This window comes from Arthrobacter psychrolactophilus (assembly GCF_003219795.1).
Taxonomy (GTDB): Bacteria; Actinomycetota; Actinomycetes; order Actinomycetales; family Micrococcaceae; genus Specibacter; species Specibacter psychrolactophilus.
In genome coordinates this window covers 42,019-68,135 of record NZ_QJVC01000001.1, presented here as the reverse complement: position 1 = coordinate 68,135, position 26,117 = coordinate 42,019, and the positions used below count along the sequence as shown (strand labels likewise).

Sequence of the window (26,117 nt, the reverse complement as noted above, 5' to 3'; positions counted from 1 at the left end):
GCTGTCATTGTTATGGCACTAGCTTCTGCGGGCATTGGCCAAATGCAGTTGAGCCCCTCTGAGGTTTTGGCCAGTGTCCTGCACCGGTTTGGATTACCGTGGGGCGCGCTGCCGGAGCATCCTTACGCCGAGTCGGCGTTATGGGCGGTCCGTTTTCCGCGAGTCGTCATGGCCATTGTTGTGGGGGCAGCTCTCGCCTGCTCCGGCGTGTTGATGCAGGGAGTATTCGGTAATCCCTTGGCGGAGCCAGGCGTTGTGGGTGTTTCCTCGGGAGCTGCAGCCTTCGCCTGCGTCGTGATCGTGTTTGGGTTGAACTTCTTCGGTACGTGGACCGTGGCATTCGCCGCTTTCCTTGGCGGGCTCGTGGCCACAGCCCTGGTTTATGCCACCGCCCGATCGGGTGGGCGCACCGAAGTAGTCACGCTGGTGTTGACGGGCGTGGCCATCAATGCCGTGGGCGGTGCGGTCATTGCCCTCATGACATTTCTCGGCGATAACTCTTCCCGTGAAGAAATTATCTTCTGGCAACTTGGATCGCTCAACGGCACCCGGTGGGACAACGTTTTCGTCGCCGGACCCGTCACAATCATCGGAATCGCACTGGCCTTCTTCCTCACGCACAAGCTGGATTTACTCGCGCTAGGTGAACGCCCGGCACGGCACCTAGGCGTCGACGTTGAACGTCTGCGCATTCAAGTCATCATCATCGTGGCTATCTTGACCGGTGTAGCGGTTGCATTCGCTGGCATCATCGGCTTTGTCGGATTGGTCGTTCCGCACATCTTGCGAATGGCCATGGGTCCGGGCCACAAGGCGCTCTTGCCAGCGAGCGCTCTCGGCGGTGCGCTCCTACTTCTCGCTGCAGACACTTCGGCACGGACATTGGTTCCCAATGCAGATCTACCCATCGGCATGCTGACAGCGTTAGTTGGAGGCCCCTTCTTCTTCTGGCTCATTCGCCGCACGCGAAAGCATGACGGCGGCTGGTCATGACAGCAAAACCACTCTTGCAAAGTCGCGGTGCTCGTTTGAGCTTGTCTGGGCAGAACGTTCTCGACGATATTGACTTTGATCTTTTCGCTGGCGAAGTCGTCGCCCTTGTTGGTCCCAACGGTGCGGGTAAATCGACGTTCCTCGCCGCGCTCAGCGGGGATGTGAAACTCGATTCTGGCACCATTTCCATCAATGGGCTCACCCTAGAGCAGTGGAAGGTAAAAGATCTTGCACGCCTGAGATCAGTTCAGATGCAAGATTCCAAGGTGTCCTTCTCCTTCAGCGCTGACGATGTTGTTCGGATGGGCCGTTCACCGTGGACCGGAACGGAATTTGTGGACCACGATGACTCCGTCGTCGAACTTGCTAAAGTCAGCGCCGAAACCACAGCCCTGGCGGATCGTAGTTTTCCCACGCTGTCCGGAGGGGAAAAATCACGCGTTGCTTTCGCCCGAGTACTAGCTCAAGAGACGCCACTGATCTTCCTTGATGAACCTACGGCAGCCATGGACATCCGATATCAGGAGTTAGTCCTCAGCCGGGCACGGGAGAGGACAGGAGCAGGCGCCGCGGTCGTCGTCGTCCTTCATGATCTCTCTTTGGCCGCAGCCTATGCCGATCGCATTGTGTTGCTCAATGCAGGAAGTATTCATGCCAGCGGCACCCCGAGAGAAGTCTTGCAACCCCAGATTCTCAGCGAGGTGTACCGACACCCGGTTGCCGTCATTGACCTACCAGATTCGGGTGGTTTAGTCGTGATGCCGCTTCGCCCTCACCTTCACACTTATCAAGCACTCGAGGAGGAACTCGTATGACGGCGCCACAAAAGATGCACGGCCGACGAGGAATTCGGGCGGCCGCGATTACTCTCGCTCTTGCCGCAACACCGCTACTGCTCGGCATACCAGCCAGCCCGGCCGCTGCGGCCGGCAATATTTCAATTGCCTCCTCTCTGGGTAACGGAGCGGCCGCCGCCGATGCCGCCACAACCATTACCGTTTCAGGGTCTGGCTTGCAATCCATACCCAAAGCATTTGGCGGCATTTACGTAGTTTTCGGTTATGCCCCCAATACAAGCTCCTGGGCGCCGAGCCAAGGTGGAAAATCTGGTTCTGATTTCTTCTACGTCGCCGACTCCCAGTCAAAAGACAACAGCGGGTACCAACGCTTCGTCGCGTTCCCTGGCTCCAGCACCGCCGAATCGGCCAACGGTGGCACACTCACAGCCGATGGTTCCTTCAGCCTTTCCATGGTCATTCCCGGACCGATCTTTAGCGCCGAATCAGCCAGTGGTGGCAGTGAAACCTTTGACTGCCGCGAGGTGCAATGCGGCATCTTCACCTTTGGTGCCCACGGTGTTATCAACTCAAATAACGAAAGCTTCGCACCCATAAGTTTCGCTTCGGCGGCCGGGCAGATCGCGCAACTACCCGTGGCATCAGGAGATAGCCTCGCTGAAAATCCAGCGGGGCCTGTTGCGGGCGCTGGGGCTTCCAGTACGACGTCGGGCACGGTCCCGAAGGCTACTACCGACGGTAAAGCATCGCTGGGCATTACTCAGAAAACGGTACTTGCCGGGAATGTTCTCAGTTTCACGGGGCAAGGTTTCGCCCCTGGAGAGCAGCTGGCAGCCACCCTTGCGGGCGGCGTGACCGCCGCGGGACCTCTTGTTGCCGGAAGCTTCGGCGAAGTCGCTGGCGCCGTTCAAATTCCAGCGGATATGGCAGCTGGAACGCATAGGCTCACCCTCTTGGGCGCGGGCTCAAAGGCCACAGCCACCGCCGAGTTTAGCGTCATGGCCAATCAAGCCGGCCTAACCGTTGCAGCCGAGCAAGAAGCTCCCGGCATCTGGTGGGCCCTGGTCGCTGTCATTGTTGCAGCCGCCCTACTCCTCATCGTCGCCATCAGTTCCCTCGTGACGGCACTAGAACGACGAAAATCAGCTCGGAGAACACGAACGAGTGATCAACTTTCTCCACTTGAGCAACCCGTGGAGGAACTTGTATGACGCGGCATTTGTGGGCATCTCTGAGTCTAATCGCCGTCCTGATCACCGCCCCAATGGCACTTTCCTTCCCGGCACAGGCCGCAACGGAGACGAGCGATAACCCGGGCATCTCCGTCGATGTGGTTATTCCTGGCGCAACAGCGATCTCGGTAACTGATGCGCAGCTTCGGTGGGGACTCAACCAAGAAGTGACGTCCGGGGCCTACTTTGGCGGATGCCATTTCTTGTCTGCTGGAACTGCCGGAGATACCGGCTCATCCCGTATCTGGACTTTAGAGGATGGGCTCTACGCGGCATCACAAGCCAATACTCGGATCGAAAAACCTGATTCCGCAGGCAAATGGGTCATCGACTCTTGGAACGGAAAGTGTTTGGCGGCCAACGGGAAAGCTGTTGGAACAACCGCAAAGGAGACAGGAACCGGCGCCCAAGCCGTCATCGATGGTGGCACCGGAACCATCAACGCCGGCGAGGGAAGCGCCAGCATTCAGTGGCGAGGTTCCTTCACGGTGGCCATGTACGGAGGCATGACCTACTGGTCGGTGATCGATCCAATCCTGTCCGTTGAAAACGGCAAGGGAACGTTGCGGGCCGAAGTCAGTGGCTATGCCGCAGATCGTTCAGACACCACATCCTGGTCTTCCCTGCCGAAACGCATGGTCACGTTGGCAACCCTGCCAAATGTGGCCCTTGGGGATAAAGGCATCGTCACCGATCCTGCTTACCGAAAAGTCCTTGCAGCAGGCGTCGAACCCATCCAAAATCGAGATGGCGGTAATGCCAATTGGGGAGCTTTCCCCCAGGACTTCCTCGATTTCCAGACGTCAACTGGTCAGGGCGCCTACTGGTATTCCTCTGGTGGCCTGCGAGATGCCGCCAAAGTGGCTTCCACGCTTTACATCAGTTACTCCGCAGATATCCCTGTGACAATACCAATTCCTGCAATCGTCACGCCAACCTCACCGCCAACAGCAACATCAGGGGGAAGCCTGCCGGCGGTTCCTGCAACAGCTGCGCCGCAGCAAGCATCAGGAACGGTAACTGGCACCGCTCCAGTGGCCGGTATCGTCCGCACAGCCGCAACTCCGGTGGCCCAGACCATGAACTGGTTGGGTGGCTCCTTTATCCCGCAAGTTGTCGACATCGCAAAGAATCATCGAGATGCTTTGCTGTGGTCATCGGCGGCACTATTGGGGCTCTCGGCGTTCACTTGGGTTGGCTTCAAACGCCGCTGGTTGCAATTGCCGTTCCTAGAAAAATCCACACGAAACTAAAATACGCAAGTTTTATTTAACCTAATTTTCACTTAAATGATTAGGGTAGGCTAGGCTAACTTCTATTGGTTTCACTATGACCTTTTACCTTCAAGAATTCGGAGAAATTTATGACTGCACGCCGTTGGGTTAAGTCCCTCGTACGCAAGCCCCTTGCAACGACTGCCGCCGTTGCCGGTCTAGCCCTTGCCTTCAGTGCCTTCGCCGTCGCCCCGGCACAGGCCGCCGATAGCACCGTTTCCGGCGCGGAACTGAGCTGGGGTCTGAATGCCGAGTCGGGCGCGGGAGCCTACAACGGCAGCTGCAACTTCCTCTCCGCTGGCACCGCCGGGAATACCGGCTCAAGCCGTGCCTGGACCGAAGCTGACGGCTTCTACAAGTCCACCGAGGGCAATGTTTCCGTCGTCAAGAATGGCCCGGACGCCACAACAATCGCCGCCACCTGGGCTAATAAGTGCCAAACGGGCGCAGGAACCCCCGTCTCCCCCGTGGGCACAGCCGCCCTGAGCGGGAACAAAATCGTTTTCGCAGAGGGTACTGGAACAGTTGATCCCGTCACCGGAACTGCCACGATCTCTTGGACCGGCTCCTTCACGTCCGTGTTCTACGGCGGCCTGACCTACTGGAGCGCTAGCAACCCGGTTCTCAAGGTCAAGGCCGATGGAACGGCCACGTTGAAGGCCACGGCCAGCGGCTACGGCGCCGATCAGGGCGACACCACTGTATGGACGTCTATCCCCGCCACAGAGATCACCTTGGCCAACCTCACCGGTGTAACCGTTGATGATGATGGGTTCACCGTGAATCCCGATTACCTTGGCGTCCTTGCCCCTGCTGGCGTCAACCAGGTCAACGGCGGCGCCGCCGCGGGCGCATTCCCGACCGACTTCCTTTCCTTCCAGGCCGCCACCGGCACACAGCCGTACTGGTACTCCTCCGGTGGTGGCGCCGATCCTAGGAAAGTTGCTTCCCCCGTCTCCGTAGCCTGGACCGTCGCGGCGACTGAGCCCGAGGTACCTGCCGGAGACAACACCGGCGTTAACGTTGACGTCACTGTCCCGGAAGCTCCGGTAACCCCCGAGCCGGGTGAATTCTCCTGGAGCATTGCCGCTACCTCAGCCACTCTGGGCACAGCCACGCAGAATGCCGGCGGCACCTTTGGTGCAACGGGTGCACTGCCGAGCATCACCGTAAAAGACAATCGCGAGGGTTCAGCCGGATGGACCATCAACGGTAAGGCCAGCAACTTCACGAACAGCGGCAAGTCCTTCAGCGGTTCGGCCCTCGGCTGGACTCCTGCAGCATCTAACCCGGTCGGCACCGTCACCAAAGGTGGCGCGGTCACCGCAGGAAACCCCGGCCTTGCCGAATCTCGCACCCTTGCCTCAACCGAAGCAGCCGGCAGTGCAACTTTGGATGCGGGATTGACGTTCTTGGCCCCTGCCGGAACCTCGGCCGGCAGCTACACCTCAACACTGACCATCACCGCTATCAGTGAGTAACTAGGCGCCATCTGGGGTGCTGGGTTTTTGCGGGCTTTTCGCCGCAAAACCCAGCACCCCATTTTCACGTTTCCCTGCACCTCCGTCCCACCCAAGGAAATCATGCAAATCCTCCCTCGCACGGCACACCCCACCACGTGGCTCGCCCTACTCACCGCGATTCTCATGGCAACCTCAAGCCTCTTGCTTCTGTCTGGCACCGCTCACGCCACTGAAGGTGACGAGCTGTCGTGGAGCGTCAAGCCCGGAGGCGACTCGGCCCGTAGCAATTTCAGCTACGAATTGACTGCTGGCGCCACACAGCAAGGGAGCTTTGTGATCACCAACCTTGGAGCCAAAGCCATCAAACTCGCCGTCTATGCGGCCGATGGAACCACCTCAAGCACCGGAGCGTTGGACCTCTTACCGGCGGCGGAGGCCTCCAACCATCTTGGACTTTGGGTGACAGTCGAGACGCCAGAGTTGGAATTGTTCCCAGGCGACAAGACAGAAATACCCTTCACACTTACCGTGCCTGCTGACGCCGAACCAGGAGACTATGTGGGCGGCCTCGTTTCCTCATATGTCGACAGTGCTCAGGGAGGCACCGTCCAGGTGGATCGGCGGCTGGCTACCAGGATGAACCTCAAAGTCGCTGGTGAGGGAAAAATGAGCCTCATGCCGGGCAAACTCTCCGTGACACACGGCATCGCGTGGAATCCTTTCGCACCGATATCAGCCGAGGCCACCTTCATCATTAACAATGACGGTAATGTCCGCACGCGCGGCAGCTATGAAGTGACCACAGCTGGACCATTTGGCTGGGGTAAGCGCAGCATCAAGACTCCAATGGCCGAGCTCATCCCCGGTGGCAGTGCAACAACCTCCGTCTCGATTGAAGGGATTTGGGCCTTGGGGTGGCTGACCACCACGGTTGAAATCTCTCCTGAAGGCATCGATGCAACATCAGGGGCAACCACCACCACGGCCCTGGACGCCTGGGCCATGCCCTGGGGACAGCTGGCCCTTCTAGTCCTCGTGGTGCTTATCGCGGTCGTGGTTGGCCTGCGACGCGGACGCGTTCCCAGCCCGGAACTCACCAAGGCTTCATAACGCAACGTCCGGGCCCAAAACTCACATTTCCGGTACCAAGACCACTACGCTCGCCGTATTTGAAAGTAAACACGGGAACCTTTTGGTAACGCTAACCATTAGGAATATATAGAGTGAATGGAGATAATTGCATTGAACGATCCGCGCGTGAGCCGTCGGGCCGCGTGCGGGAATTCCCACACCGACCATAGAACCCTGCTGGTTTTTATCCAGGGGCATCTTGAGGAGCTTGTCAGCGCGTGTTCATGAAAACTTTTGGATGGTCCTTCGGGATCACCGCCGTGGCGCTTGTTGTCGCCTTCTTTTATGGCGGCATCGAGGCGCTGATTCTCTGCGCAATTCTCGGTGTCCTTGAGGTCAGCCTGAGTTTTGATAACGCGGTGGTCAACGCGCGCATCTTGGAAAAGATGAGCGAATTCTGGCAGAAGATTTTCCTCACAGTCGGTATTTTGATTGCCGTTGTGGGTATGCGCATTGCCTTCCCGCTGTTGATTGTGGGCGTGACCGCCAATCTAAACCCGGTGCAAGCCATTCAGCTGGCGCTGGAAAAGGGTGACATTCACACCGAGGGCACCTACGCCTACCTCCTCCATGACGCACATCCACAAATTGCCGCTTTTGGTGGCGTCTTCTTGCTGATGCTCTTCCTTGACTTCATGTTTGAGGAACGGGAACTGCACTGGCTCAAGTGGCTGGAAAAGCCGCTCGCCTTTGTGGGTCGCCTCCACGGCGCCGCAATGGCCATCGCCATGATCATCCTCGTCATCTCGGCCACCATGGTCCGCCCGGGCAAGGAAGTCGATGTCCTCATCGCCGGAATTCTCGGTATGGTCACCTACTTGCTCGTCAACGGTCTAGGTGACTTGTTCGACGTCGATGGCGATGGTGATTCCGACGCCGACGACATCGAGGCTGAGGCCGCCGTGATCGCCAAGAAGTCCAATAAGGGCGTCGGCAAGGCTGTTGGTAAGGCCGCCTTCATGCTCTTCCTCTATCTGGAAGTCATTGACGCCTCCTTCTCCTTCGACGGCGTTATCGGCGCCTTTGCCATCACCTCCGACCCCATCATCATCGCCCTGGGTCTTGGCCTGATCGGCGCGATCTTCGTTCGTTCCTTGACGGTATTCCTGGTGCGCGAAGGCACCCTGGATGACTACGAATATCTTGATCATGGCGCACACTGGGCCATTGGTGCCCTGTCCATCATTCTGCTTTTGACCATCAGCATCGAGGTCAATGAGGTCATCACCGGCATCATCGGCGTGCTCTTCATTGGTGCCGCGTTCTGGTCCTCGATTGTCCGCAACAAGCGTCTCGCCACGGCAGAGTCGCCCAAGGTTGATCAGCTCACCAGCTAATCACGCCACACTTTTCCTCAACTACGTACAAGGAGTAAGAACGTTATGGGACTTAGTTTGCAAAAAGGCCAGAGCCTTTCACTGAAGAAGAACGACGGCGCCGCCCTCACCCGGGTGCGTTTGGGCCTCGGCTGGGATTCTGCGGCCCCCGTCAAGCGTGGCCTGTTTGGTGGCTTGAAGAAGGCTGCCGAGGTTGATCTGGATGCCTCGGCCATCTTCTTTGATGCCAGCGGCAAGGCACTCGACACCGTGTTCTTCAACCAGCTGCAGAGCAAGGACGGCTCCACCCGCCACACGGGCGACAACCTGACAGGCGAGGGCGATGGCGACGACGAGGTCATCCTCGTTGACCTGACAGCCGTCTCCCCGGCCGTTGCGCAGATTGTTTTCGTCATCACAAGCTACAGCAAGCAGACCTTTGACACGGTCGAGAACGCCTTCTGCCGCGTCGTTGATGACTCCACGTCCGGTTCACCTGAGGTGGCTCGCTTCCAGTTGACCGATTCCGGCACCCACACCGCCATGGTCATGGCCAAGGTGTCCCGCGAAGGCGCTGGCTGGCAGTTCACCGCTATCGGTAATCGTGCCAATGGCCGCACCGCCATGGATCTGATTCCGGACGCCGCAACCACCCTGTAAAGGGTCCCTTATTTGACGTTGCCTGTCAGCGTCGATTCGCAATTATTAGGAGTTATATTCATGGCATCTTTGACCCTGTCTAAGGGCAGCAATCTTTCCTTGACCAAGGCAGACCCGGGTCTGACGTTGGCCATGGTCGGCCTGGGTTGGGATCCGCGCACCACGAGCGGTGCCGCATTCGATCTTGACGCCTCGGCCATCCTTGTGAGCAAGAGCGGCAAGGTCCGCAACAACGATGACTTCATCTTCTACAACCAGCTCGAATCCAAGGACGGATCGGTCGTGCATCAGGGCGACAACCGCACAGGTGAGGGCGACGGAGACGATGAGCAGATCCTGATCAATCTCGGCACCGTGTCTGCGGACATCGACAAGGTTGTTATTGTGGTCTCGATTGACCAGGCCGATGCCCGTGGCCAGAACTTTGGTCAGGTTCGCGACGCCTACTGCCGCGTGATCAACCAGGACAACGACACCGAGATCGTGCGCTACGACCTTTCCGAGGACGCGGCATCGGAAACTACCATGATCTTTGCCGAGGTCTACCGTCACGGTGCGGAGTGGAAGTTCCGCGCTGTTGGCCAGGGCTACGCCAGCGGCTTGCACGGCATTGCCACCGACTACGGAATTATTCTGGACTAATAGCATTTCACCCTTAGTAATCCACAACGTAAGGACTTGATTTCATGGCTGGACTTTCGCTCGCTAAAGGCAATAACCTCTCACTGACTAAGACCGATCCGGGACTGCAGCAGGCAGTTGTTGGTTTGGGCTGGGATCCTCGCACCACCACAGGTGAGGCCTTCGACCTGGATGCCTCGGCACTTCTCGTGGCCGCCAATGGCAAGGTCCGCTCCGGTGACGACTTCATCTTCTACAACCAGCCTGCTGCCAAGGACGGTTCCGTCACCCACCTCGGTGACAACCGCTCCGGCGATGGTGCTGGGGATGACGAGCAGATCCTGATCGACCTGACGAAGGTTGCCGCGGATGTTGAGCGCGTTGTCATCGTGGTCTCGATTGACCAGGCCGACACCCGCGGTCAGAACTTTGGTCAGGTACGCGGCGCCTACTGCCGTGTTGTCAACCAGAGCAACGACGCTGAAATCGTGCGCTTTGACCTGAGCGAAGACGCCGCACCGGAAACCTCCATGCTGTTCGCGGAAATTTACCGCAACGGCGCCGAGTGGAAGTTCAAGGCCGTCGGCCAGGGCTACGCCACCGGCTTGGCCGGCATCGCCACCGATTTCGGTGTCCCGCTGGGCTAGTCCCCACGCCCGCCTCAAATTCAGCCGCTGGTGCGGCTGAATTTGAGGCCCCTCGGGCGCGTGGGCCCAACACCATTTAGTGTGCCCACAGCCATGGCTCCCTGCCACTCTCCTCGACCGCTCGCACATGGAAATTGGATCCAACAATGACTTCACCGCTGACCCCTCCCACCGAAGCCGAAACCGCACTTGTCTTGAAGGCACCGGACGCACCGGAAATCGTTGCGGCCGAGGAAGCCCCGGGCATGGTGCCCGTTCCTGCTGAGCGTCAGGCGGAGATCAGCCGCCAGGCCAAGGACTTCATTGCCGAGATCGCCACCTTCGATGCTCGCAGCCCGGAATTCACCACCAAGGTTGACGGAATTTCCAAGCTGGCCGGCTCCGAAATGACCACGTCCTCTGACGCGTCCAGCCGCATGCTGGATCGCTCCACGACGTCCATCGCGGGAGCCAAGAAGAGCGGCAACAGCGCACAGGCTCATGTCGCCGGTACGTTGAACGACCTGCGCACCACGGTTGAGGATCTGACGCCCAACAACGCCGACCTCAGCACGGGACGGAAGATCCTGGGCTTCATCCCCGGCGGCAACAAGCTCGCAAAGTACTTCCAGAAGTACGAATCGGCACAGACCCAGCTCGACGCCATCATCAAGTCGCTCATGGCCGGACAGGACGAACTCCTCAAGGACAACGCTTCCCTGGCCGGCGAAAAGGTCAAGCTGTGGGAAACCATGCAGAGCCTGAGCGAATACGCTGTCTTCGCCAAGGCCTTGGACACGGCCTGTGTTGAAAAGATCGATGCCACCCGCGCTTCCGGCCAGATCGAACAGGCCCAGAAGCTCGAAGCCGATGTACTCTTCCCCATCCGTCAGCGCCACCAGGACATCCTGACCCAGCTGGCTGTTTCGGTCCAGGGTTACCTAGCCATGGATTTGATCCGTAAGAACAACCTTGAACTCATCAAGGGTGTTGACCGCGCCCGCACCACCACGATCTCTGCGCTGCGCACGGCCGTCATTGTGGCCCAGGCACTCGCGAACCAGAAGATGGTGCTGGACCAGATCGATGCCATCAACACGACCACGAACAACATGATCCTGAAGACCTCAGAGATGCTCAAGGATCAGACGGTGCGCATCCACCAGCAGGCCGCCAGCTCAGGCGTGAGTGTCGATACCTTGCAGAAGGCTTTCGACAACGTCTTTGCCACGATGGATGCCATCGACACCTTCCGTGCCTCGGCCGCGAAAAACATGGAAGGCACCGTGCACGCCCTCGAGGACGGACTGGCCAAGGCCAAGCCGTACCTGGAGCGCTCACGCCAGACCGATCGCGAGTAGGCTTGAAGGCACAGTCGAGGAAATAAGGTAGCGCTATGATTGGCCGTTTTATGGGGGGCAGATTTGGCGGGGGTGCACCGGTTCCGGTGCCCGACCGCCCTGCTGTCGACCCCGTCGCGCAGGAGATTGCACAGATGGGCGCCTCCGTGGATTCTCTCCGTGCGGCCGTGCGCCGCTCGGGGAGCATCTTGCCGCCCGTGCTCACATCGCAATTGCGTCATTTGGGTGACCTCATGCGTGACGCCGTGGCCGACATTCAGATCAGGGGTTGTTCCACGGAACAACGCGTGCTGCTCAACGCCATGATCTGCGACTATGTGCCGACCCCGCTGCAGTCGTATCTAGCGCTACCTCCGGCTCATCATGAAGAAGAGTCATCGGCGACGTTTATGTTTGCCGAGCAGTTGGCCACACTTGAACAAACCCTTGCGGATCTGTTAAATCAAATCCGCATCGGCGCCGTGGAAGAACTTTCCACCCATGGGCGCTTCTTGGCGGATAAGTTCTCCGCGCAAGACGTTTCCCTGCAACTACAACAACCAGTTTCCGAAAGGGACCCATTGCGTTTGGAGGGCCAACCGTGGCATCACTAGTGGCAGGGGCGAATGCCGCCCTGACCGGCGAAAACCCGGGCCTTGACCACGTTGTGGTGGGCCTGGGGTGGGATGCCATTCCGAGCCGCGGCCCGCAGGCGGAAATTGTCCCGTTTGCGGTCATGTGCGACACCTCCGGCGAGGCCGTCTCCAATGATCACCTGGTGTATTTCAACCAGCTGGTCAGCGCCGATTCCTCGGTGACCTTTGTTGGTGACGGCGATCAGGAACAGATCGATGTTCAGTTCTCCCTCGTGCCGGCCGAGATCTCAAAGATCATCTTCTTCGCTCACGTGGATCCCGAATTCCGCGGTCAAGGCACCTTTGCCTCGGTTCGGAGCGCCCACATCCGGGTGGCAACCGCCGACAATCGTGAACTCGTGCGTTTTGAACTGTCCATGAGTAACGTTGATACCGTGACGGCCATGATCTTTGGTGAGCTGTATCGGCACCGCGAGGATTGGAAGTTCCGCGCCCTAGGACAGGGTTACACGAGCGGACTGGCCGGCGTGGCCAAAGACTACGGAATTAGCCTCTAGGGCCGCCCCGTGAATCCTCCCTCAACACCTCGCACGGATCTACCCTTCCTCCGTCGCCGCATCAAGGCCGTGCCCGTCATAACCCCGGCCCCGGTTCACACCGTGTCCCCCGCCGCCGCCGAACAGGCCCCCCGCCCGGCCGGGCTGGTGCTGGGAGGCGAGCGTCCGGCGTCGACCGTTAGCCCGCGCGCCAAAAGGCTCGCCGAGCAGCGGGAGAAGGCCAAGCATGAAGACCACGAGGTGGCCCTTCTCTTCCCCGTGCCCGGCATCAAGGACATTTACGAGCTAAATCTGGAGCATCGGGCGCTGCGACTCACGCCGCTGCAATCCTCCGTGGGCACGTTGCTCGTCACGGGCAGCACGGCTGTTGCTTGGGAAGACGTGCGCCACGTGGTAGGTGCGCAGACCTCCGACGGGCATCGGGCCGGAAGCGCCATCATGACCTCGGGCAATCGCGAGCTGGTGGGGTACCACGGCAGCGACGCCCTGATCACGCTGCGCCATGTGCGCGCATTCCGGCGCGCTATCTTCATCAATCGCAGCAACTCCCCCATGGGCGTCCGGCTCTTTTCGGGCGACAATGTGGCGCTGCCACCGGCCGCCAACGGCACCCAGATGGTGTTGCTGGTTCACCGGATTGGCAATGTGCTCGAGCTGCGCGCCGAGCCTGTGCCCCACGATTGGCCCGATCTGCAGATCTGGCAGGAATTTGATTTTTCCATGACCCACAGGGCGCCCACGTCGACCCGTCTCCGCTAGAGCACTAGGCAGACCGCCACGAGGCATGCCGCTAACCATTTGAAAGGGCCCATGCGACATTTCCGGGCATTGACCGCTTCACAAATGACAACGCTCTTTCACCGGCAACCGTGTGAGCTGAGTGCCGATAGCGCCCCGGATCTTCAGGCTGTCGCGCTGGGTGGCACGCTGTATACCCCGGCTAATCGGCCCGATCTCGTCAAGGATGTGCTCCGCCAGCGCGATCTGGGGTGCGTCTCCATGGTGCTGTGCCTTGAGGATTCCATCCCCGACGCCGATGTGGCTGGGGCCGAGGAAAATGTGGTGGCCGCACTCCAGGACTTGGCGTTCCGGGATGAGGATCTGCCCCTGCTGTTTGTCCGGGTTCGCACGCCAGAGCAGATGCTCTCCGTGGCCCGCCGCGCCGGCGCCGCCACCGCCGTTCTGACGGGCTTCGTCATCCCGAAGTTCGACAACGAGCAGGGCATGGCCACCGCCTTCATTCAGGCCCTGCACACGATCCAGCAGGAGCTTTCCCTCGATGGAAAGTCCGACGGCGGTGTGCCCGGCTCCGCGCCGCGCCGACGCCTGCGGATCATGCCCATTCTGGAATCCCCTGCCGTCATCCATGTGGAGACGCGGGCCGCGGCGCTGACTCACATCCAGGCCGTGCTCGCCGAACACCGCGAAGATATCCTCTCCGTGCGGATCGGCGCCACGGATATGTCCAGTGCCTTTGGCCTGCGCCGTTCCCGTGATCTGACGATTTACGATGTCAATGTTGTGGCCTCCGTGATTGGTGACATCGTCAATATGCTGGGCCGGCCGGACGGTGGTTTCGTCATTTCCGGCCCCGTGTGGGAGCACTACTCCAACACCGAGCGGGTGCTCCGTCCGCAATTGCGCATCACACCCTTTGCCGGGCAGCACGAGCAGGAGCTGCGCCAACGCATCATGACCGCCAACCTTGACACCTTGATCCGCGAGATCGAGCTGGATCTCGCCAATGGTTTGCTCGGTAAAACCGTCATTCATCCCACCCATGTGGCCCTCGTGCACGCCATGAGCGTGGTGAGTCACGAGGAATACCTCGATGCCCTAGCGATCGCCGGAAACGTCACGGGCGGGGCGGCTGCTTCCCCGTACGGGAACAAGATGAACGAGATGAAACCCCACCAGGCTTGGGCCCGCCGAACGCTGCTGCGCGCCGACGCTTTTGGCGTCTCCGCCGCAGGCGTGACCTTCGTTGACCTCTTAGAAGCGAGCATGGCATGAGTACCGCCCCCGACCTGTCCTGGAGCGGCGCATACCTTGCCGACGTCTTAGGCATCGAGATTCACAGCGATCCGGCCAGCCACGTCGCCATCGAGGACCTGGTGGGATTGGCGCTGCGCCGTAATCCCAAGCGCGCGCATCTGCTCGTCTCGCAGGTGCTCGCCAAGCATGTTCCCACCGAACCCGCCCTAGTCATGGCGGCCGGAGAGTTATTGGGCGCCTTCGTGGCTCAGGAACTCTCGCTCCTGAAGTCTGCTGACGGGCTCACGGCAGCAGCGGCGGCACTCACCGAGGTTCTCCAAAGCCCCACGGGCCAGCGCCGCGACGTCATCGCAACCCTCGCCGCACAGGTGGCGCCGCTGCGCACCGTGGTGCCGGACGCCGTCGTGATTGGCTACGCCGAGACAGCGACCGGCCTAGGCCGCCTCGTCGCGAACGCCCTGGGCTCGTATTACATTCACTCGACGCGGATGGCCACGCCCGGCGTTGCCCCCGTGGCCGGCTTTGAGGAGGGGCACTCGCACGCCACCTCGCATGCCATGGTGCCCACCGACCCGCGCTGGCTCGACGGCGCGGGCCCGGTCATTCTCGTGGACGACGAGCTCAGCACCGGCTCCACCGTCATCAATACCATTCGCGAGCTCCACGCCCTGGTGCCACATTCGGTGTATATCGTGGCGGCACTGATCGATCTGCGCAGCACCGAGGATCGCGCCCGCTTTGATGCCTTGGCCGCCGAACTGGGCTGCCACATCTCCGTGGCGGCGCTGGGCACGGGGCGCATTGAATTGGGCGAGGACATCCTGGGCCGGGCCGCGGCCCTCATCGAGGGGTTGCCGCAGGGCGCCATCGCGTCGGACAACAACTACTCGGCTCACACCCTCGAGCTGAGCTCCAACGGCATCGCTGGCGTGCGCAGTGACCGCTTTGGCAATGTCGGCGCACCGTCGCAGGACACCATCGACGCCATCGCCGAACGGCTCGCGCACGAGCTGTCTGCACAGGCGGATGCGGGTCCGCTGGCGATCGTGGGCTGCGAGGAAAATATGTTCCTGCCTCTGGCCGTTGCCACGGCGCTCGGGGAATTGCTGCCCGAGGCCACGGTGCTGTTCTCCACGACGACCCGTTCCCCGATTGTGCCGATCGACCGGCCCGATTATGCGATTGCCAGCGCCCTGAGCTTTGCCAGCCATGATCTGTGCAATGACGGCCCGGGCATTCGTTTTGCCTACAATCTCAGCGGTTCCCAGCAGCGCCCAGGCACCCTCGTGGTGTTCCCCGAACCGGGGATCGGCCAGGCGGAACTGGACACCAGCTCCGTCGCGGGGCTACCCACGATGGGTGCGGCGCTGGGCGCTGTGGCCGATCTCGTCGTCGTACTTTTGCCCGCAGACCTTCCCGGAACCCCACGTAAGGCAAACTCATGAGCACCACCCCCCTCCCCACTCCCCTGACCGGGCCCGATTTTGGCTCCTATGCGGCGGATGAGGTGGTGTGGCTGTTGAAGGACCTGAGCCATGTCGCCCTCGAGGCGCCCACGGCCGATCGCGAACGGGCCATCCAATCCGGGGCGGCAAACTACGCCGAGTCATTGCCCATGGAGTACTCGCCCAGCCCCGAATACCAGGCCCTGTACGAGGAGGCCGTGGTTCGTGCGGGCGAACGCATTGCAACGGCCGTGGGGGTCGTGACGGAACTGGCCTTGGCGGCCCGAAACCAGGCTCCGGTGTTGGTCTCGCTGGCTCGCGCGGGAACGCCCATTGGGATCCTGATGCGCCGCTGGGCGCAGCGCGTCCATGGCATCGAGCTGCCGCACTTCACCATGAGCATCGTGCGCGGCGTGGGCCTGGATCCCACGGCGCTGCGGTATTTGGCAGACCATTTTGAGCCGTCACGGATCTTGTTTGTCGATGGCTGGACGGGCAAGGGCGCCATCTCCCGCGAGCTCACCGCGGCACTTGACGACTTTGCCGCGAGCTCCGGTATCCGTTTCCCGGACGATCTGGCGGTCTTGGCCGATCCGGGACACTGCGTCTCGATGTTCGGCACTCGCGAAGACTATCTGATCCCCTCGGCCTGCCTGAATTCAACGGTTTCCGGTCTGGTCTCGCGCACGGTGTTCAACAAGGAACACATTGGCCCCGACGATTTCCATGGCGCCAAGTTTTACGCGGAACTAGCTGCCAGCGACGTCTCTAACAGTTTCCTCGACGCCATCTGCGCCCACTTTGATAACGTCCGCCCGCAGGTCACGCGCCAGGTGGCCGAGCACGTGGCCGCAGCACCGGTGCCCAGCTGGATCGGATGGGACGCCGTGGAGCGCATCAGCTCCGAATACGGCATCAACAACGTCAATCTGGTCAAGCCTGGCGTGGGTGAGACCACCCGCGTCTTGCTGCGCCGCGTACCGTGGCGGGTTTTGGTCACTCCCGAGGCCCGCGCCGATGTGGCGCACGTTTTGTTGCTTGCGGAACAACGCGGGGTCCCCGTCGAGGAGGTCCCCGGCCTGCCCTACAGTTGCGTTGGGCTCATTCATCCCCAGTTCGATAAAAGCGCCGTGGGCGCCGACGGAAAAGCGGTTCACAACGCATGAGCGTACCTACTCTTGTCGCCTGCGACCTTGATCGCACGCTCATTTACTCCAAGAACGCCCTCTGGCTCACGGGTGCCGACAAGGACGCGCCCGGGCTCGTCGTGGTCGAGGTGTACGACGGAGCTCCCCTGTCCTATATGACCCGGACGGCGGAGGAGCTACTGCTCAAGGTCAAGGCCGCGGCGAGCTTTGTCCCGGTCACAACGCGCACCCAGGCCCAGTTTGAGCGGGTGCAGCTGCCCGGCCCGCCCTCCGAGTACGCCGTCACGAGCAATGGCGGGGTCTTGTTGCACCATGGCGTGCCGGACGTGGCCTGGCGGGCGCAGCTGTCGGCCACGATGGCCGCGAACTGTGCACCGCTGGAGCAGATCGAGACGTATCTAGCCAAGGCCGAGTTTTCCCCGTGGATCCTGCGCTTGCGCCGGGCCGAGGAGCTCTTTGTCTACGCCATCATCGAGCGGGATGCCATGCCCGAGTCCTTCGTCACAGAGCTGAGCGCGGTCTGCGCGGCGGCCGGTTGGGGCGTGTCCATTCAGGGCCGGAAGCTGTACTGCGTGCCGCTGCCCATCAATAAGACGGACACCCTGGCCGAGGTGGCGCGCCGCACGGGCGCCACGACCGTCATTGCCGCGGGCGACTCCCTGCTGGATCAAGGCATGCTGGAGAGCGCCGACATCGCGTTCCGCCCCTTGCACGGGGAATTGCACGACGTCGGATACCTGGCTTCTCATCTTCGCCTCACCTCGGTACGGGGCGTCTTGGCAGGAGAAGAAATCTTGGGGAGGATCGCCGCAGAGCTCGACGGCTAGCCCCCGCCCACCGCTCGTGGAGTTCTTTGTCGGTGGCCACGGCTATGGTGGTGGGACACCGTTCAATTATTCTGGGGAGAACTCCGCCTTGCCTGCTGTACGTCCCACCCGCTCTTTTGGCGCCACCGATTTCTTTATGGGCTCCCTGCTCGCCTCCGTTCTTTTCGTGACCACTGCGTGCGGCGGCGCATCCGCGCCTGCGGCCGCTCCGACGTCGGAGGTCACCACTGAGGCAGCCACGCCAAGTCCCACCGCCAGCCCGACTCCCTCCGCAATGCCTACCGAGGACGACGTGGCTCCCGTCGACGTCGAGGATGCCCCCGATGCTGGCAATGCCGATTTGGCAGCAAATGCGCAGCCAGCCTTTGCCGCCAAGGCCTTGGAAGTCCTGGCTACCTTGCCGATCAAGGGTCGGGCACCGAAAACCGGTTACACGCGGGAACAGTTCGGCCAGGCCTGGGCCGATGTTGACAGGAATGGTTGCGACACCCGCAATGACATCCTCAACCGCGATCTGACGGCCAAGACGTTCAAGCCGGGCACCCGTGATTGCGTCGTGTTGACCGGTGTCCTGGCGGAACCGTACACCGCCAGCACGATTGATTTTGTGCGAGGTTCCACGACGAGCAGCGCCGTTCAGATCGATCATGTCGTGGCGCTGAACGATGCGTGGCAAAAGGGCGCCCAGCAGCTCAGCGTGGAACAACGCACCGCCTTGGCCAACGACCCCTTGAATCTGCTCGCGGCGGATGGCCCCGCCAACCAGCAAAAGGGCGCCTCCGACGCGGCAAGCTGGCTGCCCCCGAACAAGGCGTATCGCTGCGATTACGTGGCCCGGCAGATCTCGGTCAAGGCCACCTACAGCTTGTGGGTGACGCAGGCCGAGCATGACGCCATGGTCACGGTGCTCGATGGCTGCTCAGATATTGCGGTGCCCACGAACCAGACGGCTGCGCCCCTTGAACCCGTGATCTTGCCGGACCCTGCACCGATTGCCCCTGCAGCACCCGTTGAGGCGGCACCGGTTGTTCCCGCACCGGCGCCCGCACCGGCCGCGGTTCCGCTCCCCTTAGTCGAGGCGCCTGCCGCTCAGGTTTACTACCAGAACTGCACGGCCGTGCGTGCTGCCGGTGCCGCACCGATCCGCATCGGTCAGCCCGGTTACAGTTCCAAGCTTGACCGCGACGGCGACGGGGTCGGCTGCGAGTAAGGCCACCGCGCCTTTGGCGAATCCCACGAGCCTCTGGTCAGAACAGGCATAATGGCTAGAATTAACTCGTGGGCTTTCGTAGCGACCAGCCTCTGGTCCCAGCAGTGTGGCAACGCCATGACACAGTGATCCTGCCGTTATGGCGCGAACGCCTGTGCATGGAAATGAGTCCCCTGGCGGCCAGTCGCTACGCTTCTGGCTTGTTCTCCGAGGACCGGCGGCGCCCCATAGCCCAATGGTTCAACCCCGCGCTCAATGCGGCTCTTCTGGTGGGTCTGGAAACCCCTGCCGAATGGCCAGTGCAACGTTTCGGGTTGTTTTATGCTCCCCCGCAAGGGTGTGTGCAACGGGTCCATACGAATCTTCACGAGTGGTTTCCGCGCAAACCCCGAGTATCCCCCACGGAGGACGAGGCCTTTCACGGCGCCATCGTGTCGGCGGAATCCTTCCTTCGGGTGGAGATGGATTTTCTCTAGTCGCCTTGAGATCCAGAGAACGTGGCTAGAACTCCGTGTGCCCAAGATCGTGAGCGGCCACGAACGACGCCACGGCACGCTGCGCCGCTTGCAGTTCCAACACGATGATTTCATTACCCTCAGGCCGAAGCAGGGGACCTGGAACGTAGAGTGTCCGTTGCGGTCCACGCCCCCAGTAGCGGCCAAGGCAGAAACCATTGATCCAGACCAAGCCCTTCGTCCAGTGCTGCGTATCAAGGAAAAGGTCGCCGCCCAGTGGGTGATCGAAGGTTCCTCGAGCAAAAACTGGCCCCGCCAATACACCATTCGCGGTCTCTGGACGCGTGGCGAGCATGATCGACAGGGCCGCAATATCTGAGAACGGCAGCGGCGAAAGCTCCCAGTCGCGGAGCGGCACATCATTGATGTGGGCGGGGCCGATGAGTCCCTTAGCCTCGCCCAGCCGCTCCCCGTAGTTGACCCGGCCTTGATCCTCGAGCACAATTTCCAAGGTTCCGGCGGCGCCCGCGGGCAGTGTCACCGCGCGGTCCTTCTGATCGCGGGAGAGGGTGCCCAGAAGCTCGCGGTTCAGGAAGATCTGCGCCCTGTCGCGCACCTCGGAAAAGCTGAGCACGGAGCGTTCCCCGACGGAGATCTGACTCCGATACACGGAGAATCCATTGAAGCTTCCCACCGCATCAGTGGTCAGCGGATCCTGACTCTGTGTCCAGGAGGCTGTGGCATCGAGGTACTCCCACAGCGGCATGTCCTGAGTCAGCGAGACGCTAAATTCCTGGCCCGCCTGCCGTGGCGCGGGGATATCCTGATCGTCCAGCTCTGTGTATCGACCGAGAACTTCCCTAAAGGCCCAGTACTTTTCGGTCGGCTGTCCTGCCTCATCCAGGGGCGCGTCGTAGTCATAGCTCGTGACGGTGGGCTGGTAAACACCCTTGTCATTGGCACCATTGCTCATGCCAAAGTTCGTGCCACCGTGGAACATATACACATTGACCGAGGCGCCTGCCGCGAGGAGTTCCTCTAGTTCGTGAACGGATTCTTGCACCGAGGTGGTGTGGTGGTGCGCGCCCCAGTGGTCAAACCAGCCAATCCAAAATTCCGAGCACATGAGTGGCCCTGTTGGCTGATGCTCGCGCAGGGTCGCAAGGCGTTCCGTTGACTTTCCACCGAAGGATCCTGTCTTGTGCAGGCTCGGCAGACTGCCATTGATCAGCATCGCAGGTTCCGGCTGATCGACCGTGGTGAAGGGAACGCTCAGCCCAATCTCGCGGTTGAGCTCCACGAGTTGCTCGAGGTAGTGCATGTCCGAACCGTAGGCACCATATTCATTTTCTATCTGGACCAAGATGATGGGCCCGCCACGGTCGATCTGCCGTGGCACTAGGATGGGCGCCAAGGCTTCCATGTAGCTGCGCACCAGAGCCATATAGACGGGATCCGAGGTTCTGATAACGGGGTTCCCCTTGCTAAAGAGCCACCCGGGGAGTCCGCCGTTGTCCCACTCCGCGCAAATATACGGTCCGGGACGGACAATGGCGTGCATGCCTTCAGCCGCTACGAGATCCAAGAAACGGCCCAAATCCAGCCCGGCCGAGGTGTCAAAAACATCCTCGCTCGGTGCGTGCAGATTCCATGCCACATAGGTCTCGATCGTGTTGAGACCCATTTGGCGTGCCTTGCGGATCCGGTCCGCCCACTGGTCCGGATGCACACGGAAGTAGTGCAAGGCTCCGGCCAAGATCCGGTGGGGCTGGTCATTGAGCAGGAAATCCTGCTCGCCGATGGTAAAGACAGACATGGAATTTCCTTTTCACGATAAGTGCCGAAGGCTCTGGTGCGGGTCATGTGTCAAAACCGCTCAAAGCCAGAATGTTTACGTAAACACGATTTGAGGCAGACTATCATGTTTACGTGACCATGACCGGAAATACAGAGGATGAAGCGACCGCTCTCGCGTCAACAGCCACGGCACAAAGCTCTGGATCGAAACGGGGTCCGTCGATTGCCGATGTGGCCGTAGCTGCGGGTGTTTCCGCGCAAACCGTTTCCCGCGTTTCCAATGGGCACACCAATGTTCAGGAGGCGACCCGGCGCAAGGTTGAAGACGCCATGCGTCTGTTGGGTTACCGCCCCAATCGTGCCGCCCGGGCACTTAAAAGTGGCCGCTACACAACTATCGGCATCATCATGTTCACCCTGTCCAGTGTTGGCAACGTGAAAACGCTCGACGCCATCACCCAGGCCGCGTCCGAGGCGGGCTACTCCATCAGCCTGATTCCCATGCCAGATCCGGCGAGCAGTAAATTCCCTGCCGCCTATGCCCGGCTACGGGAACAGCAGGTTGACGGCCTCATTATCATCTTCGACGCTCATCTCAGCGACAAGGCAGACCTCACCTTACCCATGGACTTGCCCACCGTGGTGATAGATTCCACGCCCGACCATGGCTACACCGTCGTCGATACAGATCAGGCTGGTGGGGCACGTCAGGCCACCGAACTCTTGTTGGGTCTAGGCCATGCCACCGTCTGGCATATTGGTGGCCCAGCAACGTCCTTCTCGGCCTCGCATCGCGCCGCCGCATGGCGCGAGACCCTCAACGAGGCCGGCATCGAGGCGCCTCCCATCCTGTACGGAGATTGGTCCACCGATTCCGGCTACCGTGCCGGCATGACCTTAGCGTCTCGTGACGATGTCACGGCGATCTTTGCCGCCAATGACCATATGGCGCTCGGCGCGATGCGAGCGCTGCACGAAATGGGTCGCAAGATCCCTCAGGAGGTCAGCATCGTGGGGTTTGACGATCTTGATGAGTCTTCATCCTTTTGGCCGCCCTTGACCACTGTGCATCAAAGCTTCCAGACCGTAGGTAGCCTCAGCATGCAGCTCTTATTGGAGCAAATCATGGGCGCCCCGGCGCCCAGCACACAACTCGTGCCGACTCGCCTCGTGGTCCGGGAATCTACCTCGTATCCACACCGCTAACCACCCAAGGCCATCTTGGCGCCAAGGAAGAGCATGACCAGGGCGATCAAGGCATCGAGCACGCGCCAAGCCCCAGGCCTGGCAAAGACCGGGCGGAGGAAGCGGGCACCGAAGCCCAAGGCGCTAAACCAGAGGACACTGCCCAGCGCGGCTCCAATGCCGAACCACCAGCGTAAATCTCCGTGCTGATTCGCGAGGGTTCCCAGAAGCAGCACGGTGTCCAGATACACATGCGGATTGAGCCACGTCAGCGTCACGGCAGTGATCAGGGCTGCTTTGAGGCTCAGTGATCCCTGTTGCCCATCCGCCGTCAGCACGCCAGGTTTGAGTGCCCGCTTGGCGGCTAAAACACCATAGGCCAGGAGGAAGGCGGCCCCGGCTAACCGAATCGCCACGACGATGACGGGCGCGGCCGTGATGACCGCACCGATCCCTAGGATGCCCGCGGCAATCAAGACAATGTCGCTGAGCATGCAGATCAAGACGACCTGACCAACATGTTCACCGCGAATACCTTGCCGCAGGACAAAGGCGTTTTGCGCGCCAATAGCAACAATGAGCGCCAACCCGGCCCCGAGGCCCGTGGCGGTGCTTGAGAAAATATCCAATGATGTCACCCATTGAAACTACTAGTCCCCCTATGATCAGTACAGCTAATTATTTTGTTGATACCTAAGGAAAACTAATGGTGGCTTTTCAGACGGAGCAGTTACGCACCCTGCTGGCGGTGTTAGAGCACGGAACATTTGATGCTGCCGCAAGCGTCTTGCACGTCACGGCATCTGCTGTTTCTCAGCGCATCAAGGCCATGGAACAGGTGGCGGGACAGGTCTTGCTGCAGCGTTCCACTCCCATCACCGCCACGGCCGCGGGCGCCGTGGTCCACCGGCTCGCCCGGCAACTACGGCAGCTCGAGGCCGATACCGCCGCGGAGTTGGGCTTGGCCAGCGCGACACAGGGAGCGTTGGCCATCGTGGTCAATGCCGATTCCTTAGCCACCTGGTTCATGGGCGCCCTGACCCAGCTTCCCCGCGACGGTTCCCTGGCCTGCGAGATTCTGCGCGAAGACGAGCAACACTCCGTGGCGCTCCTGCGCTCCGGCGAGGTCATGGCCGCTGTGACAGCAACCGCGACGCCCGTCCAGGGTTGTTCCGTGGTCCCGCTCGGTGCCATGACGTATCACGCGGTGGCTGCGGCCAGCTTTATGGAGCGGTGGTTTCCGCATGGATTCGCAGCCGAGACTTTTGCCGCGGCACCCACCGTGCAATTTGATCGCAGCGACACCCTGCAGGAGAACTTTTTTGCGTCCGTCACGGGCGGCACGATCCACGGCATCCAACATTTCATCCCGGACACGCTCCAATTCGCCGAGGCCATCAAGCACGGTCTGGGCTGGGGACTCATGCCGGAAGCTCATTGCGGCGAGGGCCTCAACAACGGCACCCTCGTGGAGCTGCTGCCCGGCCACATGACGCAGGTGCCGTTATATTGGCAACGCTGGAAGATCCATTCCACGGCGTTGGATGCGCTGACGGACGCCGTCACGACCACGGCCGCCAAGAAGCTGCGTCAATGAGGGTGGTGGTGCACGTTGTCTTTCGGGCGCACTGCGACCCCAATGGGCGTTTTCGGTTTCGGATATGACTGACCCCGCGGTCAGTAGGCAGATAATGCCCCTTTCGAACGGGCGAAGGGGCATTATCTGCCAAGTCAACCAAGGGAAGTGGCGGGCGCGGATCGCGCCGTCGTATTTTGGCCGGGAAACGCAAAATGAGAGCCTGCCGCGTGAGAGACTCCCGCAATAGACGGCCCCAAGGCCCTGCTCTAGCTACTCCCCGAGGATGTGCTCCAGCGCCGAGCGCAGATCGCCGTTCCTAAAGACATAGCCGCTCTCCAGCACGGCGGCGGCGGAAACGCGTTGGCTGGCCAACGCCAGCTCGGCGGCTCCCTGCTCACCGAGGAGTAATTGCGGTCCCAGGGGCGGCACCTTCAGCCCGGAGGGCCGGCTCAATACTGTGCCCAAGGTCTGCGCAAAGTCTTCGGCCGTGACAGGTTCCGGCGCCACGCCGTTGAGCGGACCCGCTACCTCCGGTGACAAGGCCGCATGCGCAAAGATCCCGGCGATATCGTCAATGCCCACCCAGCTCTGCCACTGTTCCTTGCCCAAGGGCCCGCCGACGCCCGCCAAATACAGGGGCAGCAGTCGCTGCAAGACTCCCCCGGCGGCCGAGAGCACAATACCTGTGCGGATATTCACCACACGAACGCCGGCCTTGGCGGCTGGCGCGCAGGCCGCCTCCCATTCCTGGCAGACGCTGGCCAGGAAATCGTGCCCCGCGGGATCGGACTCGACAAGCGCTAAGGGTTCGCTCGTTTCAGGATGTGGCGTGGCCCCGTAGTAACCCACGGCGGAACCCGAGACTAAGGTGCGGTCCACGCCGTCGGACGTTAACTCCGCAAGGGTCTGGGCCAAAAGTCGCGTCCCGCGGACCCGACTCTCGCGAATGGCGTTCTTGGTGGCCTCGGTGAATCGGCCGCCGATGGGGTGACCGGCCAGATGAATGACCATTTGGCACTGTGCTAGGGCCGTCGCATCAATCGCGCCGGCCTCCGGATCCCAAAAAATCTCGTCGGCAGCGCTCGGGGCACGTCGCACGAGCTTGAAAACCTTGTGCCCACCACCGCCCAGCAGCGCGCTCAATTGCCGACCCACAAGCCCCGAAGCCCCGGAAATGGCGATGTTCAGTGGCTTCCCGGGATGAGCGGCATGAAAGCTTAGGTCCCCGAGCAGCTGCCGCTCCCGGAACGCAAACATCCGCTCGAGCTCGGCCGCCATCTTGGTGCGCGCCCACTCCCCACGAGCCAGCGCGGGAAGCTCGTACTGCACGTGATCCACCATGAGGGTTGTGCCCGGCTCGGCGCCATCGCTGAAGCTGTGCTTGTGCGACCACGAGGCGAGCGGGCCCTTGTCCATGACATCCGTGAAACTCACGCCCGGCACGAGCTCGGTGTGTAGGGCGTCCCAGCGCAGCTCCGGGCGGGTCCACTTTTTGCCCGCAATCGAGGCCGGCAACAGCCCACGGACAGTGCCCGCCGCCGACCCCAGCCACATCCCAGCCCCACCGGGCGCGCCAACCCCCATGGCCGCCGTCGAGCCTGGATTAATCCCGTCGCTCGGCTCGGCCAGAATCGTCCCAAAGAACGACGGCGTGAGCCGCACCAGGGCGCCGGGTCGGGAGAACCATTCGAAGACCTGGGCACGGGGGAAGGGAAGAAGAGTTTCGCGGCGCAGCGTGATCATGAAGCCTCCAAAGTGGGTGAGAGCTCTTATCTTGCCCCATCAAGCTGACAGAGTTCCACCAGTTCCCTCCAGCGGTGCCGAGAATGTCCGTGCGGCTTGCTAGATTCAAGGTGCTGCACCCACTCAG

General features: G+C 61.1%; 25 protein-coding genes. 22 read left to right on the top strand and 3 right to left on the bottom strand.

From position 1 onward, the window contains the following. Nucleotides 1-12: 12 nt before the first annotated feature. From CVS30_RS00280 to CVS30_RS00185, 20 genes are all read left to right on the top strand, one after another. A complete protein-coding gene (locus CVS30_RS00280) occupies nucleotides 13-993 on the top strand; it encodes a FecCD family ABC transporter permease (RefSeq protein ID WP_245934356.1) in 981 nt (326 codons plus the stop codon). Continuing rightward, on the top strand, nucleotides 990-1,808 hold the full coding sequence (locus CVS30_RS00275) for a heme ABC transporter ATP-binding protein (RefSeq protein WP_110483339.1): 819 nt from the start codon (nucleotides 990-992) through the stop codon (nucleotides 1,806-1,808). The genes CVS30_RS00280 and CVS30_RS00275 overlap by 4 nt, the downstream gene beginning before the upstream one ends. After that, nucleotides 1,805-3,001, top strand: a complete 1,197-nt coding sequence (locus CVS30_RS00270) for a hypothetical protein (RefSeq protein ID WP_110483338.1) — start codon at nucleotides 1,805-1,807, stop codon at nucleotides 2,999-3,001. The genes CVS30_RS00275 and CVS30_RS00270 overlap by 4 nt, the downstream gene beginning before the upstream one ends. Continuing rightward, complete coding sequence (locus CVS30_RS00265) at nucleotides 2,998-4,275, top strand: hypothetical protein (protein WP_110483337.1); 1,278 nt, start codon at nucleotides 2,998-3,000, stop codon at nucleotides 4,273-4,275. The genes CVS30_RS00270 and CVS30_RS00265 overlap by 4 nt, the downstream gene beginning before the upstream one ends. 110 nt (nucleotides 4,276-4,385) lie before the next feature. Then, nucleotides 4,386-5,777, top strand: coding sequence for a hypothetical protein (locus CVS30_RS00260; protein WP_110483336.1), 1,392 nt, complete (start codon nucleotides 4,386-4,388; stop codon nucleotides 5,775-5,777). Nucleotides 5,778-5,879: 102 nt separating this feature from the next. Next, nucleotides 5,880-6,869: a WxL protein peptidoglycan domain-containing protein gene (locus CVS30_RS00255; RefSeq protein ID WP_110483335.1), complete on the top strand. Its 990-nt coding sequence runs from the start codon at nucleotides 5,880-5,882 to the stop codon at nucleotides 6,867-6,869. 239 nt (nucleotides 6,870-7,108) lie between these two features. After that, entirely contained in the window at nucleotides 7,109-8,227 is a 1,119-nt protein-coding gene (locus tag CVS30_RS00250; RefSeq protein ID WP_110483334.1) for a DUF475 domain-containing protein, read from the top strand. A 45-nt stretch (nucleotides 8,228-8,272) separates the two neighbouring features. After that, nucleotides 8,273-8,866 (top strand): TerD family protein, encoded by a 594-nt coding sequence (locus tag CVS30_RS00245; protein WP_110483333.1) that lies wholly within the window; start codon nucleotides 8,273-8,275, stop codon nucleotides 8,864-8,866. A 60-nt stretch (nucleotides 8,867-8,926) separates the two neighbouring features. Continuing rightward, entirely contained in the window at nucleotides 8,927-9,508 is a 582-nt protein-coding gene (locus CVS30_RS00240) for a TerD family protein (protein WP_110483332.1), read from the top strand. A gap of 44 nt (nucleotides 9,509-9,552) precedes the next feature. Continuing rightward, nucleotides 9,553-10,134, top strand: coding sequence for a TerD family protein (locus tag CVS30_RS00235; RefSeq protein ID WP_110483331.1), 582 nt, complete (start codon nucleotides 9,553-9,555; stop codon nucleotides 10,132-10,134). 146 nt (nucleotides 10,135-10,280) lie between these two features. Beyond that, complete coding sequence (locus CVS30_RS00230; RefSeq protein ID WP_110483330.1) at nucleotides 10,281-11,474, top strand: toxic anion resistance protein; 1,194 nt, start codon at nucleotides 10,281-10,283, stop codon at nucleotides 11,472-11,474. A gap of 50 nt (nucleotides 11,475-11,524) precedes the next feature. Beyond that, entirely contained in the window at nucleotides 11,525-12,067 is a 543-nt protein-coding gene (locus CVS30_RS00225; protein WP_146233276.1) for a hypothetical protein, read from the top strand. Then, a complete protein-coding gene (locus tag CVS30_RS00220) occupies nucleotides 12,055-12,606 on the top strand; it encodes a TerD family protein (protein ID WP_110483328.1) in 552 nt (183 codons plus the stop codon). The genes CVS30_RS00225 and CVS30_RS00220 overlap by 13 nt, the downstream gene beginning before the upstream one ends. 9 nt (nucleotides 12,607-12,615) lie before the next feature. Beyond that, on the top strand, nucleotides 12,616-13,365 hold the full coding sequence (locus tag CVS30_RS00215; RefSeq protein WP_110483327.1) for a hypothetical protein: 750 nt from the start codon (nucleotides 12,616-12,618) through the stop codon (nucleotides 13,363-13,365). An 84-nt stretch (nucleotides 13,366-13,449) separates the two neighbouring features. Continuing rightward, nucleotides 13,450-14,619: an HpcH/HpaI aldolase/citrate lyase family protein gene (locus CVS30_RS00210; RefSeq protein ID WP_245934354.1), complete on the top strand. Its 1,170-nt coding sequence runs from the start codon at nucleotides 13,450-13,452 to the stop codon at nucleotides 14,617-14,619. Next, nucleotides 14,616-16,046 (top strand): phosphoribosyltransferase domain-containing protein, encoded by a 1,431-nt coding sequence (locus tag CVS30_RS00205; protein WP_110483325.1) that lies wholly within the window; start codon nucleotides 14,616-14,618, stop codon nucleotides 16,044-16,046. The genes CVS30_RS00210 and CVS30_RS00205 overlap by 4 nt, the downstream gene beginning before the upstream one ends. After that, nucleotides 16,043-17,212: a cysteine protease StiP family protein gene (locus tag CVS30_RS00200; protein WP_110483324.1), complete on the top strand. Its 1,170-nt coding sequence runs from the start codon at nucleotides 16,043-16,045 to the stop codon at nucleotides 17,210-17,212. Before CVS30_RS00205 ends, CVS30_RS00200 begins: the two co-directional genes overlap by 4 nt. Further along, nucleotides 17,209-18,021, top strand: a complete 813-nt coding sequence (locus CVS30_RS00195) for an HAD family hydrolase (RefSeq protein ID WP_110483323.1) — start codon at nucleotides 17,209-17,211, stop codon at nucleotides 18,019-18,021. Before CVS30_RS00200 ends, CVS30_RS00195 begins: the two co-directional genes overlap by 4 nt. Nucleotides 18,022-18,109: 88 nt before the next feature. Further along, nucleotides 18,110-19,231, top strand: coding sequence for a GmrSD restriction endonuclease domain-containing protein (locus CVS30_RS00190; RefSeq protein ID WP_245934353.1), 1,122 nt, complete (start codon nucleotides 18,110-18,112; stop codon nucleotides 19,229-19,231). A 68-nt stretch (nucleotides 19,232-19,299) separates the two neighbouring features. Then, nucleotides 19,300-19,707, top strand: a complete 408-nt coding sequence (locus CVS30_RS00185) for a hypothetical protein (RefSeq protein ID WP_110483322.1) — start codon at nucleotides 19,300-19,302, stop codon at nucleotides 19,705-19,707. Between the two features lie 25 nt (nucleotides 19,708-19,732). Here CVS30_RS00185 and CVS30_RS00180 read toward each other — a convergent pair whose 3' ends face one another. Continuing rightward, a complete protein-coding gene (locus tag CVS30_RS00180; protein WP_110483321.1) occupies nucleotides 19,733-21,502 on the bottom strand; it encodes a glycoside hydrolase family 35 protein in 1,770 nt (589 codons plus the stop codon). 119 nt (nucleotides 21,503-21,621) lie between these two features. Between CVS30_RS00180 and CVS30_RS00175 the strand changes: the two genes are divergently transcribed. Continuing rightward, nucleotides 21,622-22,689, top strand: a complete 1,068-nt coding sequence (locus CVS30_RS00175) for a LacI family DNA-binding transcriptional regulator (protein ID WP_110483320.1) — start codon at nucleotides 21,622-21,624, stop codon at nucleotides 22,687-22,689. Here CVS30_RS00175 and CVS30_RS00170 read toward each other — a convergent pair. Beyond that, nucleotides 22,686-23,306, bottom strand: coding sequence for a LysE/ArgO family amino acid transporter (locus tag CVS30_RS00170; RefSeq protein ID WP_110483319.1), 621 nt, complete (start codon nucleotides 23,304-23,306; stop codon nucleotides 22,686-22,688). The two genes, CVS30_RS00175 and CVS30_RS00170, sit on opposite strands and share 4 nt — an antisense overlap. 68 nt (nucleotides 23,307-23,374) lie before the next feature. Here CVS30_RS00170 and CVS30_RS00165 point away from each other — a divergent pair, with 68 nt between their 5' ends. After that, complete coding sequence (locus CVS30_RS00165) at nucleotides 23,375-24,265, top strand: LysR family transcriptional regulator ArgP (protein WP_181419637.1); 891 nt, start codon at nucleotides 23,375-23,377, stop codon at nucleotides 24,263-24,265. A gap of 252 nt (nucleotides 24,266-24,517) precedes the next feature. Here CVS30_RS00165 and CVS30_RS00160 read toward each other — a convergent pair whose 3' ends face one another. Further along, on the bottom strand, nucleotides 24,518-25,990 hold the full coding sequence (locus tag CVS30_RS00160; RefSeq protein ID WP_110483318.1) for a TIGR01777 family oxidoreductase: 1,473 nt from the start codon (nucleotides 25,988-25,990) through the stop codon (nucleotides 24,518-24,520). Nucleotides 25,991-26,117 lie beyond the last annotated feature (127 nt).